This window comes from Paraburkholderia sp. 32 (genome assembly GCF_050435345.1).
In the GTDB taxonomy this organism is placed as follows: Bacteria; Pseudomonadota; Gammaproteobacteria; order Burkholderiales; family Burkholderiaceae; genus Paraburkholderia; species Paraburkholderia tuberum.
The window spans coordinates 2,227,466-2,243,990 of sequence record NZ_JBNDKD010000001.1; the positions used below are offsets into that span (position 1 = coordinate 2,227,466).

The window sequence follows — 16,525 nt, forward strand, 5'->3', positions numbered from 1 at the left end:
ATTCTTCGTGCTGACACTAAAACGTCAGCGCTCCGAAAGAGGGGTTATGCAGACCTTCCTTAACAGCCCCTTCGTTCATTTTGTTAAGGGTTCTAAGTCTGGCCTTTTAATGCAACAACCCATACGTGCAGGCGGCGGCTCGTCAGCGGTTCAATCCGTCCCTTCTCAGGGACGGAGACACTGGCCTGACCGGCGACAACTGCACGCGCCTATCGCCCGCGCTGGCGCGAAAATGCGCGATGTGGACAATTGAGAGCGCATGGCTTGAAGTGCTAGACACGCGAGGCAGGGCCGCGCGAGCCCCCGGACTTCGAGGCGGATAATCAAAGCGGCAACAGCGTCTTGCGCCGCCGGGGCTTCGCCGGATCGGGTCGCGCGCAAGGCAGGAACTGGCCTCGTCCCGATTCCCCGCAAGGCTTCTGCCCGTCCCATACTACCTCTCCGCGCGCCATCGTGAGGGCGGGCCACGCGCTCAGTTGGATGCCTTCGTATGGGGTGTAATCGACGTTATGATGAAGGTTTTCATTCTTGATCTCGAATTCAAGCCCTTCGTCCCAGATGACGAGGTCGGCGTCGGCGCCGATCGCGATACTCCCCTTGCGCGGATACAGCCCATACAGTTTTGCTGCATTCGTCGACGTCAGCGCGACAAAGCTTTGCGGCGTGATGCGGCCTTGACGCACGCCTTCGGACCACAGCAAAGCCATGCGCGTCTCGACACCGGGAATACCGTTGGCGACTTGATCGAACGAAACGTTCTCGCCGTGCGCTTTCTTGCCATCTGGGCCGTCGTAGCGAAACGGCGCGTGGTCGGACGAGAAGACTTCAAACGAACCGTTTTCGAGGCCGTCCCAAATCACCTGCTGGTTCGCCTTGTCACGCGGTGGCGGACTGCAGATGCACTTGGCGCCTTCGAAACTGTCGTCGCAGCCAAGCGAGTCGGCGGTGAGAAATAGATATTGCGGACACGTTTCGCCGTAGACCTTCAGACCGTGGCTTTGAGCCCAGCGAATCTGCTCGACGGCCTCCCGGCCCGACACGTGCACGATCAAAATCGGCACGTCGACCAGTTCGGCGAAGGCGATTGCGCGATGGGTGGCTTCGCGCTCGACGAGCATCGGTCGCGACGTCGCGTGATAGCGTGGCGCGGTATGACCCGCTTCGAGCAGGCGCTCCGTCAGCCAGGCAATGCAGTCGGCGTTTTCCGCGTGGATCATCACCATCGCACCCTCATTGCGCGCCACCGACAGCGTATCGAGCATTTGCCGGTCGCTCAGCTTGAGCGCGTCGTACGTCATGTAGATCTTGAAGGAGGTATAGCCTTCGGCGATCAGCGCGGGCAGTTCCTCCTTGAGGATGTGAGGCGTCGGGTCCGTAATGATCATGTGGAAGGAGTAATCGATCACGGCTTTCGCGCCGGCGCAGTGGTGGTAATCGTCGATCGCTTCGCGCAACGTGTGTCCCTTCTGCTGACAGGCAAACGGAATCACCGTGGTCGTGCCCCCGCACGCTGCGGATGTCGTGCCGGACAGGAAGTCATCGGCCATGATGGAGCCGTCCCCGGTTGGCTGGTCGAAGTGCACGTGGCTATCGACGCCGCCCGGTGTCACGTGACGGCCGGCGGCGTCGATTTCACGCTCGCCGCTGTCCAGGCTGAGTCCGAGGGCGACGATCCGGCCATCGCGGATGCCAATGTCGCTGCTGAAGATGTCCGCGGCCGTGACCACGCGTGCGTTGCGAATGACAGTATCGAAGGCAGGCATATCAGATTTCCCGAAAAAGTCGGCCCCAGCCGTCGATGCGGCGAGTGTCCACGTTAAGGCGGCGAAGCATGTCCCAAACGACGGTCGTCACAGTGTCGAGCACCGGCACGCCGTGCTGCTGTTCCCAATGAACGACACGGTGCGCGGCATACAGATTGGTACAGAAAGTCGTTACGGCTTCTGCGCCGGCAGCGACCACGTCGGCCACCTGGCGGTCCAACGTCGGTTCGTCCACCAGAGCGAAGGCGAAATTGTCCTGAATGCCGAGATGGCTTTCGCACGACGCATCGATGCCGCGTGCCGCGTAGTTCGCGATGATCTTCTGCTGAACGTCGGCGAGGTACGGCGACACGAGCCCGAGCCGGCGGATCTTGAGGGCACCGAGCGCGCGGTTTAGCGCGAGGACCGAGGTGCTCGCCGGCACGCCGGTGGCCTCGGTGATTGCCTCGCACAGTGCTTCGTCCTGGTCGAAGCCAAGCCAGCCTGCAGACGTGCCGCTCCAGCCGATCATGTCGACATGCGCGTCGGCGAGCAGCCGTGCGGCATCGAGGATATGGTCGCGCTGGAACTGGGCGAGCGCGTCGGGGCTAAGTGCGATCTGCGTAACCGGAAAGCGGGCGAAATGAACGCTGACGCCGGGAAGGGCGGCCACAACTGCCTGCGTAAGCGGTTCAAGCGAAGTATTGGAAGAGGGCGTGAGAATACCCAGCCGGATGCGTTGACTCATGAGTGGATACCTGAAGCAGGTGGATAGGGACGCCGTGGGGTGTCGCAGCGTCGCCAGACGGCCTCGCAGACGCCTTGGGCTTCCGCGCGAACGGCGTCTTCATCGACAAACAGAGCGTGCCCGTCGCTGACGGCGAACTCGCCATTGACGATGACGCTTTCGACGTCGGCACCGCTCGCGTTGTGAACGAGATTGCCGAGCGCATCGACGCACGGGGTGAGATGTGAGCGGCGAAAATCGAGAATGACCAGATCAGCGAGACGGCCGAGCGCGATCTCGCCGAGGCGATCGCCCCAGCCGAGCGCCAACGCACCGTGACGCGTAGCGATCGAGAAGACATCGTGAGGTTGCCAGTCACTGTCCACGCCGCCTCCCTGAAGGCGGCCCATAGCGAGCGCCCAGCGCATGGCTTCGATCATGTCGCCATGCATGGTGTCGGTGGCGAGGCACAGGGACGCGCCTGCTTCCATCAGGCGGCGCGTCGGCGCAAGGCGTCCAGATATCGCGTTGCCCAGTGGAATATGGACGATGTGTGCGCCGCTCTTGCCAAGCAGTGCGATGTCCGTGTCATTGACGTGTATGCAGTGGGCGGCCAGCAGGCGCTCATTGAGCAGTCCGAGTTCATCGAGCAGTTCGACCGGCGAGCGGTCATACTGCGCTCGAACCCACGCCACTTCTTCTGCGCTTTGCGCGAGGTGCGTGCTGACCTGCAGATTCAGGCGGCGGGCTAGCGCATCGACATCCTTCAGCATGTCGATCGAACAGGTATCGGGCGCGTGAGCAGTCAGGTGGGTCTGGATTCGTCCGTTGGCGCAGCCCGCCCATCGTGCAACGAACGCTTCGGCGCGTTCGAGCTGACGCTCGCCACGGGCGCGTTCAAACCGCCGCTCGCCCGCCAATAACGACGTGAAATCGACGTCGGCCAGACGCTGGCTCGCGAAGACGCGCACGCCTGTCTGGGCGATGCCTTCGACCGTGGCCTCGGCATGCACGAAACTATCGACGAGCGTTGTACATCCCGCTTGCAACGCTTCGAGCGCGCCGAACCGCGACAGCACGCACGCTTCGTCGGGCGTGAGCCAGGACGCCTGCGGTAAGCCGGGCGTGTACGACGGCGCAAACCCGCAGTCCGCCGCGACGCCGCGCACGAAGTTCAGCCCCGCATGGTAGTGCGTATTGATGAATCCGGGCGTGATGACGCGTCCCGGAAGCGGCACTACGCGCCGAGCGGCGGGCGGCGCCGCGCCGGCCGCTCTTCCGATATACGCGATCTGTGCGCCTCGAATACCGAGCGACGCCCGCTGCGCCTGGCCATTTGCGAGCAGCAGCGTGGCATCGGTGATCAGCAGATCGAGTGGAGCGTGCAGATCGTCGTGTGCGCTCATGCGGCCATCCAGCCACCGTCGACCATCAGCGTGGTGCCGGTCGTGAACGTGGAGAGATCGCTTGCCAGGAAAAGAACGGCGCGCGCAATGTCGTCCGGGTGACCGAGGCGCGGCCACGGCGTTCGCCGGGTCGCGCGATCGAGCACCACGGGATCCATTGCGCGGCCGCTAGCACCGGTTTGAATCTTGCCGGGTGCGACGGCATTGCAGACAATGCCGTGGGGTGCGTAGTCGGTTGCGATCTGCCGCGTCATGTAGTCGATCGCGGCTTTCGCGGTGCCGTAAGCGAGATCCCCCGGCGCCGCGATCATGCCGTGTTGCGACGACAGATTAACGATGCGACCGCGCACTTCATCTACCGGCGGCTGGCCGGTCATCTGCCGCACGGCGGCGCGGCTGCAGCGAAAGACGCCAGTCAGATTCACGTCGAGCACGCGCTGCCAGTCGGCCTCTTCCATGTCGAGCAGGGGGCGCGCATGCCGGATGCAGGCATTGTTCACCAGCACGTCCAGCCGGCCAAAACGCGCGACTGTCTGCGCAACGAGTGCATCGACCTGGGCCGTGTCGCTCACGTCGGTAAAAATAAAGTGTGCTATGCCGCCGTCGCGAACAATCAATGTCGCAGTCGGCTCACCGCCTTCGATGACGTCGGTCGTTATGTCCGCAATCACGACAACCGCACCGTTCGCGGCGAGCTGACGCGCGATGGCGCGTCCGATGCCGGACGCGGCGCCCGTCACGATACAGACCTTGCCTTCCATGCTCAGGCTTGCAGTCAAATGCGGTTTGGCGTTCATGGAATCAGCGTTTTATCCATCGATCGAAGTCCGCTTCCGCGGCAGCGAGGTCGTATTGCGGGACGAATGGGGTGTCGTTTAGAAGGCGGGTAATATCCATCGACGCGCGATCGTAGTCCGCGTAGTAATCGATGTTGGGCACGTCGCCTTCGCGGGCGATCCGCCAATCGAAGCCGGAATACCTTGCTGCAAGCCGGTCGCACCAGTCGGCAACGCTCCATTCGAAACCTGCTGCCACGTTGTATGCGACGTGCGCAAGCGCTGACTGCGCGAGCAATGCAGCCAGCGCTGCCGCCGCATCGCGCACGTACAGCCAGTCGCGGCGATGAGTGCGCGGCAGCACGACCGTCTCGCCTCTGCGTGCCCGTTCCAGTACCTGGAGCGGTGCGCTAAGCGTGTCGCGCACGCCCGAGTCGGCTTCCCAGGGTCCAAAGCATGTGCCGATACGGCCAATGGTCAGCGAGAGCCCATGCAGCCGTGCAAGCCGCAGCACGGCTTCTTCAGCGGTTCGCTTAGAGATGCCGTAAAGCGCCTCGGGTAACAGCGGCGTCAGATCTTCGCTAAGCTGATGCGTGTTCTGCCGGCCGCTGGCACCGTAGACTGAGCCGGAGCTGCCATGCACCATCCTTTCGACGCCCACTGCCGCTGCCGCAGCGAGCGCGGCAAGTGCGCCGCCGACGTTGACGTCAAAGATGGTCTGCGGCATGGCGCGCTCGCGGGCGGCATCCGCAGTGATCGCTGCCAGCGTGACCAGACGCGATGGCCCGTGCGTACGCATCGCATCTGTCAGCGCACGGATGTCGCGGGTATCGCCGGTCAGGGCAACAAAGCGGCCGGGCAGGGCGGCGAACGCGCGCAACGCGGCATCGCGCGGCGCGCTGCAATCAAAGCCGATGACCGTTTCGCCCTCGGCCAGCAACCGCTCGGTCAGCGCCAGTCCGACAAAGCCGCTGCTTCCTGTGACAAAGGTTGTCATCAAACCAGCTCCGCCACGGTTTCGGGACGCAGCAAGGACAGGATGTGGCGCTTGTAGTCGTTGAATGTCGCGCTGGTCGGATCGCGAGGCCGTTCCAGCTCGATGGGCAGCAGTTCGCGGATGCGTCCCGGCCGCGCCGACATCACTGCGACATGCGTGCCGAGTGCAAGCGATTCGTCGATTCCGTGCGTCACAAAAACAATCGTGCTGCGGCTCTCGCGCCAGATCCGGATCAGTTCGGCATGCATATCCATCTTGGTCTGCTCGTCGAGCGCGCCGAATGGCTCGTCCATCAGAATCACTTCCGGATTCATCAGGAGCGCACGCGCGATGCCGACCCGCTGGTTCATACCTCCCGACAACTCGCTCGGGAAATGGTTTTCGAAGCCTTTCAGCCCCACCATTTCAATGTATCGCTGTGCACGCTCGCGTCGCTCGGACTTCCCCACGTTACGCATCTTCAGATGGAAGGCGACGTTTTCCCACACGGGTAGCCATGGCATCAGGTTGGCTTGCTGAAAGACGACGCCACGGTCGGCGCCGGGCTCCTCGACGACCGAACCGCCTACGCTGACGGTGCCCGCAGTAGGCTTGTCGAAGCCCGCAATCATGTTGAGCAACGTCGACTTGCCGCAGCCACTTGGGCCGAGCAGACACAGCAATTCGTTGCGCTCGACGCTCAGGCTGACGTTATCGAGCGCGGTAACGGTCTGCTTGCGTTTTGTGTCTTCGAAGGTGCGCGAGACGCGATCGATTGTGATAAGTGCCATGTTTTCAGCGCTCCCGTGCCTGCAGTGTGGAACCCCGTTGCCAGCGCAGGACGCGCGCGGAGATTGCCTTGATCACGTAGTCGCTCAGGAAGCCCAGCAGGCCGATGCTGACCATCGACGCGATGACGACGTCGTATCGAAGGAAGTAGTAGGCGTCCCAGAGTACATAGCCGACGCCGCTTTTGACCGCGACCATCTCAGCGGTCACCGTCAGCATCCACGCGGAGCCAATGGCGATGCGCAGACCGGAGAAGATGCTGGGAAGTGCCGCCGGGAAGACGATGTGACGCAGCAGCATGGAGCCCGTGCCGCCCGTCATCGCGCCCGCTCTCAGCAGGTTACGGTCGCACGTTTTGACGCCATGGATCGTCGACAGCAGTACGGGGAAGAACGAGCCCATGAACACCAGGAAGATCGCCGGTTTGTTGGCGATGCCGAACCAGATGATCGCGAGCGGAATCCATGAAACAGGCGGAACCGGGCGCAGCGTCTGCAATGTCGGCTCGACGAGCGACTCGACCGATCGCGACCACCCGATCGCCATGCCAATTGCGACACCCATTACCGTGGCGATTCCAAACCCCGCGAACACGCGGCCGGCGCTCGCCGCAATGTCGAAGATCCAGTGGCCCGAATAGGTCTGAGTGTTGCCATCGGTCGAAAAGATCCAGTCAGCCCAGGCGATCAGCACCTGCGAAGGCGCGGGCAGCAGCGCCGCCGGTAGGATGCCTGAGCGTGAGAACGCTTCCCAGCCGGCGATCAGCAGTACCGGGACAATGCCCCGCTCGATGTGCCGGTAGAAACGCGATGAAGTTATCGATGTCATCACGCGATCCGAATTAATAGCCGAGTTGAGCCTTGGGCTTGCCGGTCACCTTCTCCAGGAAGCTGTAGTCGAGGTTCTTCTGGACCGCGTCGCTCACGTCCGAGTTCACGTACCTCAGGTCGTGCATCATTTTGGCAATGGCCACTGCCGAGGTGCGATACATCTTGTAGTCCGGATCAAGGTTCTGTACCGCACCCGTCGCGATCTCCTTGTCGAGACCGGTCACTTTCTGGATCGTGTCGATAAAAAGCGGCTTGTTACCCGCCATCAGTTCATCGACCTTGACGATGGCACGGACTGTTTCGAGCACACCCTGGGGGTTGGTCTCGATCACGTCCGGGCGCGTGACGATCAGGTTGGTCAGCTTGCCCGCAGCCTGGTCGTACGGAAAGGCGAAGAACTTGCCGGCTTTCACGGCACTGATCTGCGTCGCGAACGGCTCGACCGACGTGATCAGTTCGACCTCACCACGGCGGAGCGCTGAAGCGTGATCGGACGGATTCGGAATGTTGATGAACTGAACGTCCTTGTTGATATCGATGCCGTGCGTTAGAAACGCGCCACGCATATGGATATCCTGCGCATTGCCGCGGGAGGCGGCGACGCGGAAAGGCTTGCCTTCCTTCTTGTATTCCATGATGAGCTTTTTAAGGCCGTCCCAGTCGCCCGGCTGAACCGGAAGGCTGTTCGCTACCAGAATGCGCGATCCGCCGTTGATCTGGCCGGAGACAGCCACGACCTTGAACCCCTTGTCGAGTGCGGTCACGTAATGGAGGTAGGTGACCTGCGCGATGTCGATGCTCTTCGACAGTAGCGCGGTAAGCACGTCGTTGCCCGTGTTGAACGGCACCGCGGTTAATTTCACGCCAGTTGCGTACTGGGGAGTCAGCGACAGTGGCGTGCAATGCGCGCACTTCGCGTATCCAAGCTGTACCGGATCGGCGTCCGTCGCATGGCCGGCGGTCGGGGCGAGCGCGACGGCCATCATGACGGGTGCGACGAGCGCCCGGGCGGCACGCCTCAGCGTAGAGAAAGACAGACGGGCAAGCTGCATCAGGAGATTCCTTTTTTGTCACAAAATAGATTGTCGTTGTGACAGACAAAGCAACTCATGTGCCAATCTTCGTCTGGTTTAGTCGTCTCGGCGGTCTGAATTGCGGGTGAGCCGCGACCGGCGCAGTATCTGCCAGTTCGTGATCCTCGCGTGGCCGCCTTGGCGGAAGTCAAGCGTTGACGCGTCGGCGGCACTCTTCAGGTGCGGCCGAGTATTGTTAAGCGCGCACATGGTGCTGCTGAACAATGGCAGTGCACAGTTGAACAATTCCAATTTGTTTTGTAACAATCTACAATTGCATCGACACAAACATGCTTGACGAGGGTGCCCGAAGTGTTGACCGAGAAAGAGCCACGCTCGCGCAAGGCGCGCAGCACCGAACAGATACTGGGCGTCGATGACGACAAGCTCGATGCCATTTACAGGCGCATCCTGACGGCCGTGATGGAGCACCGGCTCGTCCCGGGTACGAAGCTGGTGGAAGAGAAGCTGGCAGGCGTATTCAAGGTGAACCGCACGCAAATTCGTAAGGTGCTTGCCCGGCTGACGCACGAAGGCATCGTGACGACTATTCCGAATCGCGGCGCTTATATCGCCAGTCCATCGGTGCATGACGCACGTCATATCTTCCAGGCTCGCCGCATTCTGGAGCCAGCGCTGATTCGCACATTGGTCGAGCGCGCGGACAAGGACGATTTCCGCCGGCTGCACGCGCATATTGCGAAGGAGAGGGCGGCTCGCGACAAGGGCGACAAGCACGCCGTCATTCGCCTGTCTGGCGAATTTCATCTCCTGATCGCCGAGATGGTCGGCAGCCCGCCGCTGACCAAATTGATGCGGGAACTCGCGTCACTGACGTGTCTGATCATCCTGCTGTTCGATTCCCCGAACGTGCCCGCGTGTCCGAATCACGAACACACGGAAATCGTCGAACTGATGCAGAGGGGCGATCTGACTGCGGCGGTAGCAGCAGCGATCACGCATCTCGATCATATCGAGGCAACTCTTGATCTCTCTCTGCCGGAAGACACGGAAGTCGATCTTTCCGCGATCTTCGGCTAGTCGCCGCCTCGTGGCTGCGCCTGGACAGTCATCCTTCGAGAGTGAACATGAAACTGTTGATCATCAACCCGAATATATCTATCGGCGTGACCGACTTGATCGAGGCCGAAGCGCGGCATGTTGCCGCCAGCGAGACGCAAATTGAAATGGCAACGGCGGCGAGTGGGGTCGCCTATATCGAAACGCGGTTTGAAGCGCTGCTCGGTGCTCACGCGGCAGCAACCATCGCAGGTGAGCGCATTGGACAACACGACGCAGTGATGATCGCGGCGTTCGGCGATCCGGGTCTCCTCGAACTGCGCGAAGTGCTCGACGTGCCGGTGGTCGGCATGACCGAGGCTGCGCTGATGACGGCTGCGCAAATGGGCCAGCGCATCGGCATCATCGCCATCTCGCGGCGCATCACCGCCTGGTATCGCGAGTCCGTCGATCGATACGGCATGCTGAGCAGACTGGCAGGTATTCGCCATCTCGATCGTCCACTGCGCAACGCCTCAACGGTCCAGGATGACCATGCGTCCATGTTGCTGGATCTGTGCGATCAGGCCGTTCAGGAAGACGGGGCTGACGTGCTAATCCTTGCCGGTGCGCCGCTCGCGGGTCTCGCGCGAACGGTCGCGGACAGGCTTCCGGTACCTGTCATCGATGGCGTATCCAGCGCGGTTTGCCAGGCAGAGACGCTTTGCCGCTTGCGCCCGGTCAGCCCGAAAATCGGCAGCTTTGCCAAGCCACCTGAAAAGCCTGATGCGGGGTTGTCGGCCGCGATCCGCGGGTTGCTTCGGTCGTAGAGCGGGATAGGTTGAATCGACGGGGTTGATCGTCGGTCCGCATGCCGTGCATTGGTTGCAATCTATCAATCGCAGTTCGTAGCCAGGAAGAAGGCCGCTACCATGTCAGTAAGCTCCGTTATTGTCGTAGCGGTAGGCGCTGCAGCGGGCGGCTTTGTTCAGGGGCTCTCTGGCTTTGCTTTTGGCCTTGTCGCAATGTCCGTATGGGTATGGAGCCTCGACCCACAGCTCGCAGCCCCGCTAGCGATTTTTGGAGCCTTGACCGGCCAGATCATGTCGGTTATCACCGTGCGTCGAAGGATCTGCTGGCGGGATCTTTTGCCGTTCATACTGGGCGGCTTGATTGGGATTCCGGTCGGCGCTGCGCTCCTTCCGGTGTTGGACGTCAACCGGTTCAAGGCCTTCCTTGGCGCCCTACTGGTGCTATGGTGCCCAATCATGTTTTTCGCCACCAGATTGCCGCGAATCTCACGCGGCGGTCCCATGGCCGACGGCGTGGTTGGCCTGTTGGGTGGCGTCATGAGCGGCCTCGGGGGATTTGCAGGTGTATTTCCGAACCTGTGGTGCGTACTTCGTGGATTCGATAAAGATCATCAGCGCGGGCTCGTTCAAAACTTCAATCTCACGATACTTTCGGTAACCATGGTCACGTACGCTTTCAGCGGAACGATTACGGCAACGGACCTTCCAATGTTTGCCGTAGTGGCGCCGGCAATGGTCGTCCCATCCGTAATCGGCGCACGGCTTTACATTGGCATGAGTGAAGTCGCGTTCCGGAAAATCGTGCTTGGACTGCTAACAGTGTCGGGGGCGGCCTCTCTCGCGTCTGCTATTCCTTGGCTCATCGCGTGGGGTCGATGAATTCATCGATGTCCGAAAGACTTCGTCGCTAGCTCGAGCGTCGCATTGGTGCATGCCTTCACTTAAATCAGACGGGTGGAAGGCCTTACTGCGACAGAACCCTCACCAAAACGTGCGAACACGGTGCGCAATGCTCCGACGACGGCTTCGTCGGGGTGCAGCCTGACCTCGCCGTCGGCTTCGCCCCACACCCATCCCGGTGGGCAGGCCGCGGCGCAATTCGCCACGGGCGGCCTTGTTGCGAATATCCCGTCCAGCCGGGCACGCAGGAGATGCAGTTCGGCCTCGCTCATGGTGGCCTTCAATCCGAGCAACAGCCGCTATCGATCGTGGCCGGCCTCGCGTGTCTTGAGACGGTTCAGGAAGACACCGGCGACTCGACCACCCATGGCAAGCGCGCTGCGAACGCGTTCGGCTATTCCAGGCGCGTTTGTGAGCCGGACTCCGCGTCACGGTTCGAAGGCGCGCGATCGGTACGCTTTTCGCCGAGATCGAATTGCCGTCGCGCCGATTCCATTTCCGTCATATGCGCTTCCACCCAGTCCCAGATCCCACAGATCTTGTCGAGCAGACTGCGTCCTAGCGGCGTCAACTGATAGTCGACACGAGGCGGTATCACGGGATGCACATAGCGCGTGACGAGACCGTCGCGTTCGAGTTGCCGCAAGGTCTTCGTGAGCATCTTCTGACTGACGCCCCCCACCTCGTCGCGTAGCCGCGAGAAACGCATCTCGCCATGGGTGCCCAGCGCATCGATCACGAGGATCGTCCACTTGTCGGCGATCTGCTCGATGACGTTGCGCGCGAGGTCATCGGTTTTCTTCTGCGGGTTCTCGGCGGCGTGAGGGCCGTCGTAGCAATTTGTTTCCATGGGGAAAGTATGGAACCTTCAGGTGCCTTCTTGTGATCGCCGGATGCGGCTGAAATAATCGACTCGCTTGCCCGTCCTTTTGGCACGTCGCATTTTCTCGGACCGTATTCGACATGGATGCGGCGCTTTAACCAGAGAGCATCGCATGACTATTGAAACAATTGAAGTTGAGGGTTTATCGACGCCTGTATCGCGTATCGGCCTGGGCACGTGGGCGATCGGCGGATGGATGTGGGGCGGCACTGATGAGAAGGACTCGATTGCGGTGATCCGCCGGGCGCTCGACAGCGGCGTGAACCTTATCGACACGGCGCCGGCGTACGGCTTCGGCGCGTCGGAGGAAATCGTCGGCAAAGCGCTGGCCGATGGATATCGCCATAAGGCAGTCATCGCGACGAAAGTCGCTCTCGAATGGCAGGATGGCAAGGTATTTCGCAATGCTTCGCCGGAGCGTATTCGTCATGAAGTAGAGGATACACTTCGGCGCTTGCGGACAGATTACATCGATCTGTACCAGGTTCACTGGCCCGATCCGCTCGTGCCAATCGAAGAGACCGCCGCGGTGCTGGACGACCTGCGCAAGGAAGGCAACGGTTCGCGCGCTTGGCGTCAGCAATTTCTCTGCGGCGCAAATGGACGCGTTCCGTCGCGTGGCGCCGCTGTCCGCCACCCAGCCGCCTTATAACCTGTTTGAACGCGACATCGACCGCGACGTGCTGCCTTATGTGAAACAGCATGGGCTGGTTGCACTCGCCTATGGCGCACTGTGCCGCGGATTGCTGGCAGGGCGCATCGGCGCCGAAACGCGTTTCGAGGGCGACGATCTGCGTCAACATGACCCGAAGTTCCGTGCGCCGCGTCGTCAGCAGTATGTCGACGCTGTGAAAGCACTGAACGTCTTCGCGCGCGATAACTTCGACAAGTCGGTGCTTGCGCTTGCCGTGCGCTGGGTGCTGGACCGCGGCCCGACGATCGCGCTGTGGGGTGCGCGCCGTCCGTCGCAACTGGACGGACTCGAAGCCGCGTTCGGCTGGCGACTCGACGACGAGGCCTTTGCGCAAATCGACGCGATCGTCTCGCAATTCGTCAAGGACCCGGTAGGTCCGGAGTTTATGGCACCGCCGCAACGTGTTCTGGTGTCGTGAAAGGAGTGTATTGAACATGCGAACCAATCGACGAAACTTCATTGTGCATACCGTTGGCGCCGCGGCGCTGGCAATGACCGGCGGCACTGCGTGGGCCGCGCCCACGCAGCTTCAGGAAGGCGATCCGGCCGCGCAGGCGCTCGGCTACCGGACCGACGCATCGCGTGTCGATCACGCGGAATATCCGCGCTTCAGCGCCAACCAGCACTGCTCGAATTGCCAGTTTTATCAGGGCAAGCCAGCCGACACGAGCGCGCTTTGCGCGCTGTTCGGTGCGAAGCAGGTGAGCGGCGCGGGATGGTGCAACGCCTATCAGGCGAGAGCCTGATCGGCTTGTGCGGGTAAAGCGATACGGCGCATGACGACGTTGGGCCGTTCGCGTCGACTACGAGGAATCAGTTGATGGAACTCATTGTGAACGGCGTGCATCACAACGTCGATGCGGATGCGAATATGCCGCTGCTGTGGGCAGTCCGTGATCTGCTCGGGCTGCACGGGACCAAGTTCGGTTGCGGGGTCGGTGCGTGCGGCGCATGCACGGTCCATCTGGACGGTGTCGCTGTGCGTTCGTGTGTGACCGCACTGGCGGATGTTCAGGGCAAGCCCGTAACGACCATCGAGGGACTCGGCAAAGGCGGCGATCACCCGGTGCAGCGCGCGTGGAAGGCCGCCAATGTGCCGCAGTGCGGTTACTGCCAGCCGGGACAGATCATGCAGGCCGCGTCGTTGCTCAAGCAGACGCCGAAGCCGAGTGACGAGCAGATCGTCGAAGCGATGTCCGGCAATGTTTGCCGCTGTGGCACCTATCAACGCATCAAGGCCGCCATCAAGGCGGCAGCGTCGGAGGCGTGATGGGCGAAATCGTCAATCTGAGCCGGCGCGGGGTGTTGAAAGGGACCTTGGCGGGTGGGGTTGTGCTGGGCTTGCAAATCGGCGGCGCGGGCACCGCGCTCGCGGCGAGCGTGCTGTCATCCGCGAATGGCGCGAAAGGGGCTTTCGCACCGAACGTGTATGTCTCGGTCGCGCCGTCCGGCGAGATCATTCTGGTCGTGCATCGTTCGGAGATGGGGACCGGTATCCGCACCAGTCTCGCGATGATTCTTGCCGACGAGCTCGACGCCGACTGGAACGCCGTCAAGGTCGTGCAGGCGCAAGGCGATGCGAAGTATGGCGACCAGAATACCGATGGCTCGCGCAGCATCCGCCAGTTCTTCCAGCCATTGCGCGAAGCAGGGGGCACGGCCCGGCAGATGCTCGTGGCGGCGGCCGCCGTGCAATGGCGCGTGGCGCCAGCGACCTGTCACACCGAGCCGGGTCATGTCGTGCATGCGGCGAGCGGGCGGCGCGTCGCCTACGGCGCGCTCGCAACGGCGGCGGCGCGTCAGCCGGTGCCAAGCCGTGACACGCTGCATCTGAAAGACGAGGGTACATGGCGCTATATCGGCAAGTCGCTGCCGATCGTCGATCTCGACGACATCGTCCACGGCCGGGCGACGTACGGTATCGATGTCGTGTTGCCCCGAATGACGTACGCGTCGATCGAACATTCGGCGGTCTATGGCGCGACGCTCAAGAGCGTCGATTCGACCGAAACGATGAAAGTGCCCGGCGTGCTGCATGTGGTCCGCATTCCCGCTGCGCCGTTGCCCGCCGGTTTCCAGCCGCTGGGCGGCATCGCGGTGGTGGCAACCAGCACCTGGTCTGCGATGCAAGGGCGGCGGAAATTGAGGCTCGACTGGGACCTTGGGCCGAATGCATCGTATGACAGTCAGGCTTATCGCAAGGCGCTCGAGGACACCGCGCGGCAGCCGGGCAAAATCGTTCGCAACAACGGCGACACAGCGGCTGCGCTAAAGAGCGCCGCCCACCATGTCTCGGCGGACTACTACGTGCCGCACCTGGCGCATGCGGCGATGGAGCCGCTCGCCGCGACCGCGTCCTATGCGAACGGTGCGGTTGAAGTCTGGACCGCGACGCAGAATCCACAGCAGGCTCGCACGACCGTGGCACAGGTGCTCGGCGTGCAGGAGCGGGCCGTGACGATCAATGTCACGTTATTGGGCGGCGGCTTCGGCCGTAAGTCCAAGCCTGACTACGTGGCCGAGGCGGCGTTCCTGTCACGCGAGGTCGGCGCGCCCGTGAAGCTCACGTGGACTCGCGAAGACGATGTGCACAATGACTATTTCCATGCGGTGTGCGCCCAGCACATGGAAGGCGGGCTCGATGCGCAAGGCAAGACGGTCGCGTGGTTGCACCGCACGGTGTTTCCGTCGATCAGTTCGACATTCAAGGCTGATGTCCGTTACGGGGCGGCGGGTGAACTGGGGCAGGGCGTGACCGACATGCCTTACGACATCGCCAACGTGCGGTGTGAGAACGGCGCCGCCTCTGCACACACGCGCATCGGCTGGTATCGATCGGTATACAACATTCCCCACGGCTTCGCATTAGGGGCGTTCGTCGATGAACTTGCCGCGGCCGCGCGGCAGGATCCGGTGCAGCACCTGCTCACGCTGCTCGGCACGCCGCGGCATGTCGATCTGCATGCACTAGGGGTCGATTACCCGAACTACGGCGCGTCGATCGACGAGTATCCGATCGACATCGCCCGCCATGCGGCCGTGGTTCGCGCGGCCGCCGTGCGCTCCGGGTGGTCGACCGTATTGCCGGCGCGGCATGGGCGCGGGATTGCGGTACATCGCAGCTTTCTGAGTTACGTGGCGGCGGTCGCGCATGTGCAGGTGGCCGACGACGGTTCGGTGCGTGTGACACGCGTCGATCTGGCCGTCGACTGCGGGCGCATCGTCAATCCCGATCGGGTTATTGCGCAGTTCGAGGGCGCGGTGGTGATGGCGCTCGGCAACACGTTATACAGTGAACTCACTTTCCGGAACGGCGCGTCGGAGCAATCGAACTTCACGGACTACCAGGTTGCCCGTATCGATTCCGTTCCCGAGACACACGTGTATATCGTGCCGAGCGATGCGCCGCCGGGCGGTGTTGGCGAGCCGGGCGTGCCGCCGACTTCAGCGGCCATCTGCAACGCGATCTTCAATGCGACCGGCCAGCGCATTCGTGCGTTGCCGGTGGATACGTCGCTGTTGAAACGGACGTAGCGGCAAAATGCAACGGAGTTCGAGCGGCTGCCTACCGTGAGAATGAAATCAGCGTTAAACGATAGAGCTGTCGCGTCAACGGAACGCTGTGCGCGGGCGGCGGTGTTCAGTGCGCTTCGGTGCGCGCCAGTTCTTTCGAAATCGTTTTGCGAACCCGCCGTTGGGTCATCTGCGGCCTGGCAATGACGCAACGGCCGCCGGCTTGCCGTAAAGCCACCCTTGCGCAAGTTCGATGCCGCAGTTCTGCAATGCGTCGTGCTGGGCTGCCGTTTCGACACCTTCAGCAAGCACCTTGCAGCCGAGCTTACAGAACTGTTCAGCCGACGCGCGAATAGCGGCTGCGAAGGGCGCACCCTTATCGGCATTGCGGATCACTGGGCGCGC

At 62.1% G+C, this 16,525-nt stretch carries 19 protein-coding genes; 8 read left to right on the forward strand and 11 right to left on the reverse strand.

What is annotated here, in order from left to right:
- Positions 1-323: 323 nt before the first annotated feature.
- From hydA to OKW26_RS10435, 8 genes are read right to left on the reverse strand one after another with little or no spacing between them, the layout of a single operon-like run.
- On the reverse strand, positions 324-1,763 hold the full coding sequence (hydA, locus tag OKW26_RS10400; protein ID WP_429353537.1) for a dihydropyrimidinase: 1,440 nt from the start codon (positions 1,761-1,763) through the stop codon (positions 324-326).
- A gap of 1 nt (position 1,764) precedes the next feature.
- On the reverse strand, positions 1,765-2,490 hold the full coding sequence (locus tag OKW26_RS10405) for a maleate cis-trans isomerase family protein (protein ID WP_184050461.1): 726 nt from the start codon (positions 2,488-2,490) through the stop codon (positions 1,765-1,767).
- Positions 2,487-3,875 carry an amidohydrolase family protein gene (locus tag OKW26_RS10410; protein ID WP_429353538.1) on the reverse strand — a complete coding sequence of 463 codons (1,389 nt, stop codon included), beginning with the start codon at positions 3,873-3,875 and terminating at the stop codon, positions 2,487-2,489. The genes OKW26_RS10405 and OKW26_RS10410 overlap by 4 nt, the downstream gene beginning before the upstream one ends.
- The gene (locus tag OKW26_RS10415; protein ID WP_260334937.1) at positions 3,872-4,672 is read right to left on the reverse strand and encodes an SDR family NAD(P)-dependent oxidoreductase; all 801 of its coding nucleotides are present in this window, start codon (positions 4,670-4,672) and stop codon (positions 3,872-3,874) included. Before OKW26_RS10415 ends, OKW26_RS10410 begins: the two co-directional genes overlap by 4 nt.
- Before the next feature lie 4 nt (positions 4,673-4,676).
- On the reverse strand, positions 4,677-5,648 hold the full coding sequence (locus tag OKW26_RS10420; protein WP_429353539.1) for an NAD-dependent epimerase/dehydratase family protein: 972 nt from the start codon (positions 5,646-5,648) through the stop codon (positions 4,677-4,679).
- Positions 5,648-6,418 (reverse strand): ABC transporter ATP-binding protein, encoded by a 771-nt coding sequence (locus OKW26_RS10425; protein WP_184050455.1) that lies wholly within the window; start codon positions 6,416-6,418, stop codon positions 5,648-5,650. The genes OKW26_RS10420 and OKW26_RS10425 overlap by 1 nt, the downstream gene beginning before the upstream one ends.
- Positions 6,419-6,422: 4 nt before the next feature.
- Positions 6,423-7,244 carry an ABC transporter permease gene (locus OKW26_RS10430; RefSeq protein ID WP_184050453.1) on the reverse strand — a complete coding sequence of 274 codons (822 nt, stop codon included), beginning with the start codon at positions 7,242-7,244 and terminating at the stop codon, positions 6,423-6,425.
- Positions 7,245-7,257: 13 nt separating this feature from the next.
- Complete coding sequence (locus OKW26_RS10435; protein ID WP_429353540.1) at positions 7,258-8,298, reverse strand: ABC transporter substrate-binding protein; 1,041 nt, start codon at positions 8,296-8,298, stop codon at positions 7,258-7,260.
- Positions 8,299-8,631: 333 nt separating this feature from the next.
- Here OKW26_RS10435 and OKW26_RS10440 point away from each other — a divergent pair, with 333 nt between their 5' ends.
- The 3 genes from OKW26_RS10440 (at position 8,632) to OKW26_RS10450 (ending at position 11,009) form a co-directional block, all read left to right on the forward strand.
- Positions 8,632-9,360 carry a GntR family transcriptional regulator gene (locus tag OKW26_RS10440; RefSeq protein WP_429353541.1) on the forward strand — a complete coding sequence of 243 codons (729 nt, stop codon included), beginning with the start codon at positions 8,632-8,634 and terminating at the stop codon, positions 9,358-9,360.
- 47 nt (positions 9,361-9,407) lie between these two features.
- On the forward strand, positions 9,408-10,148 hold the full coding sequence (locus OKW26_RS10445) for an aspartate/glutamate racemase family protein (protein ID WP_429353542.1): 741 nt from the start codon (positions 9,408-9,410) through the stop codon (positions 10,146-10,148).
- A gap of 102 nt (positions 10,149-10,250) precedes the next feature.
- Positions 10,251-11,009: a sulfite exporter TauE/SafE family protein gene (locus tag OKW26_RS10450; RefSeq protein ID WP_429353543.1), complete on the forward strand. Its 759-nt coding sequence runs from the start codon at positions 10,251-10,253 to the stop codon at positions 11,007-11,009.
- A 62-nt stretch (positions 11,010-11,071) separates the two neighbouring features.
- Here the strand turns inward: OKW26_RS10450 and OKW26_RS10455 are convergent, their stop codons facing one another.
- Both OKW26_RS10455 and OKW26_RS10460 read right to left on the reverse strand, forming a co-directional pair.
- On the reverse strand, positions 11,072-11,302 hold the full coding sequence (locus OKW26_RS10455; RefSeq protein ID WP_221309100.1) for a hypothetical protein: 231 nt from the start codon (positions 11,300-11,302) through the stop codon (positions 11,072-11,074).
- A gap of 122 nt (positions 11,303-11,424) precedes the next feature.
- On the reverse strand, positions 11,425-11,880 hold the full coding sequence (locus tag OKW26_RS10460; protein ID WP_184050443.1) for a winged helix-turn-helix transcriptional regulator: 456 nt from the start codon (positions 11,878-11,880) through the stop codon (positions 11,425-11,427).
- A gap of 145 nt (positions 11,881-12,025) precedes the next feature.
- Here OKW26_RS10460 and OKW26_RS10465 point away from each other — a divergent pair, with 145 nt between their 5' ends.
- The 5 genes from OKW26_RS10465 to OKW26_RS10485 all read left to right on the forward strand — a co-directional run bounded on the left by OKW26_RS10465 (position 12,026) and on the right by OKW26_RS10485 (position 16,141).
- Entirely contained in the window at positions 12,026-12,565 is a 540-nt protein-coding gene (locus OKW26_RS10465) for an aldo/keto reductase (protein WP_429353544.1), read from the forward strand.
- Positions 12,531-13,025 (forward strand): aldo/keto reductase, encoded by a 495-nt coding sequence (locus OKW26_RS10470; RefSeq protein ID WP_429353545.1) that lies wholly within the window; start codon positions 12,531-12,533, stop codon positions 13,023-13,025. The genes OKW26_RS10465 and OKW26_RS10470 overlap by 35 nt, the downstream gene beginning before the upstream one ends.
- Positions 13,026-13,041: 16 nt before the next feature.
- Positions 13,042-13,353, forward strand: coding sequence for a high-potential iron-sulfur protein (locus tag OKW26_RS10475; RefSeq protein ID WP_184059819.1), 312 nt, complete (start codon positions 13,042-13,044; stop codon positions 13,351-13,353).
- Between the two features lie 71 nt (positions 13,354-13,424).
- Positions 13,425-13,877 (forward strand): (2Fe-2S)-binding protein, encoded by a 453-nt coding sequence (locus OKW26_RS10480; protein WP_026226223.1) that lies wholly within the window; start codon positions 13,425-13,427, stop codon positions 13,875-13,877.
- A complete protein-coding gene (locus OKW26_RS10485) occupies positions 13,877-16,141 on the forward strand; it encodes a molybdopterin cofactor-binding domain-containing protein (protein WP_429353546.1) in 2,265 nt (754 codons plus the stop codon). Before OKW26_RS10480 ends, OKW26_RS10485 begins: the two co-directional genes overlap by 1 nt.
- 165 nt (positions 16,142-16,306) lie before the next feature.
- Here OKW26_RS10485 and OKW26_RS10490 read toward each other — a convergent pair whose 3' ends face one another.
- Entirely contained in the window at positions 16,307-16,516 is a 210-nt protein-coding gene (locus OKW26_RS10490) for an EAL domain-containing protein (RefSeq protein WP_429353547.1), read from the reverse strand.
- Positions 16,517-16,525 lie beyond the last annotated feature (9 nt).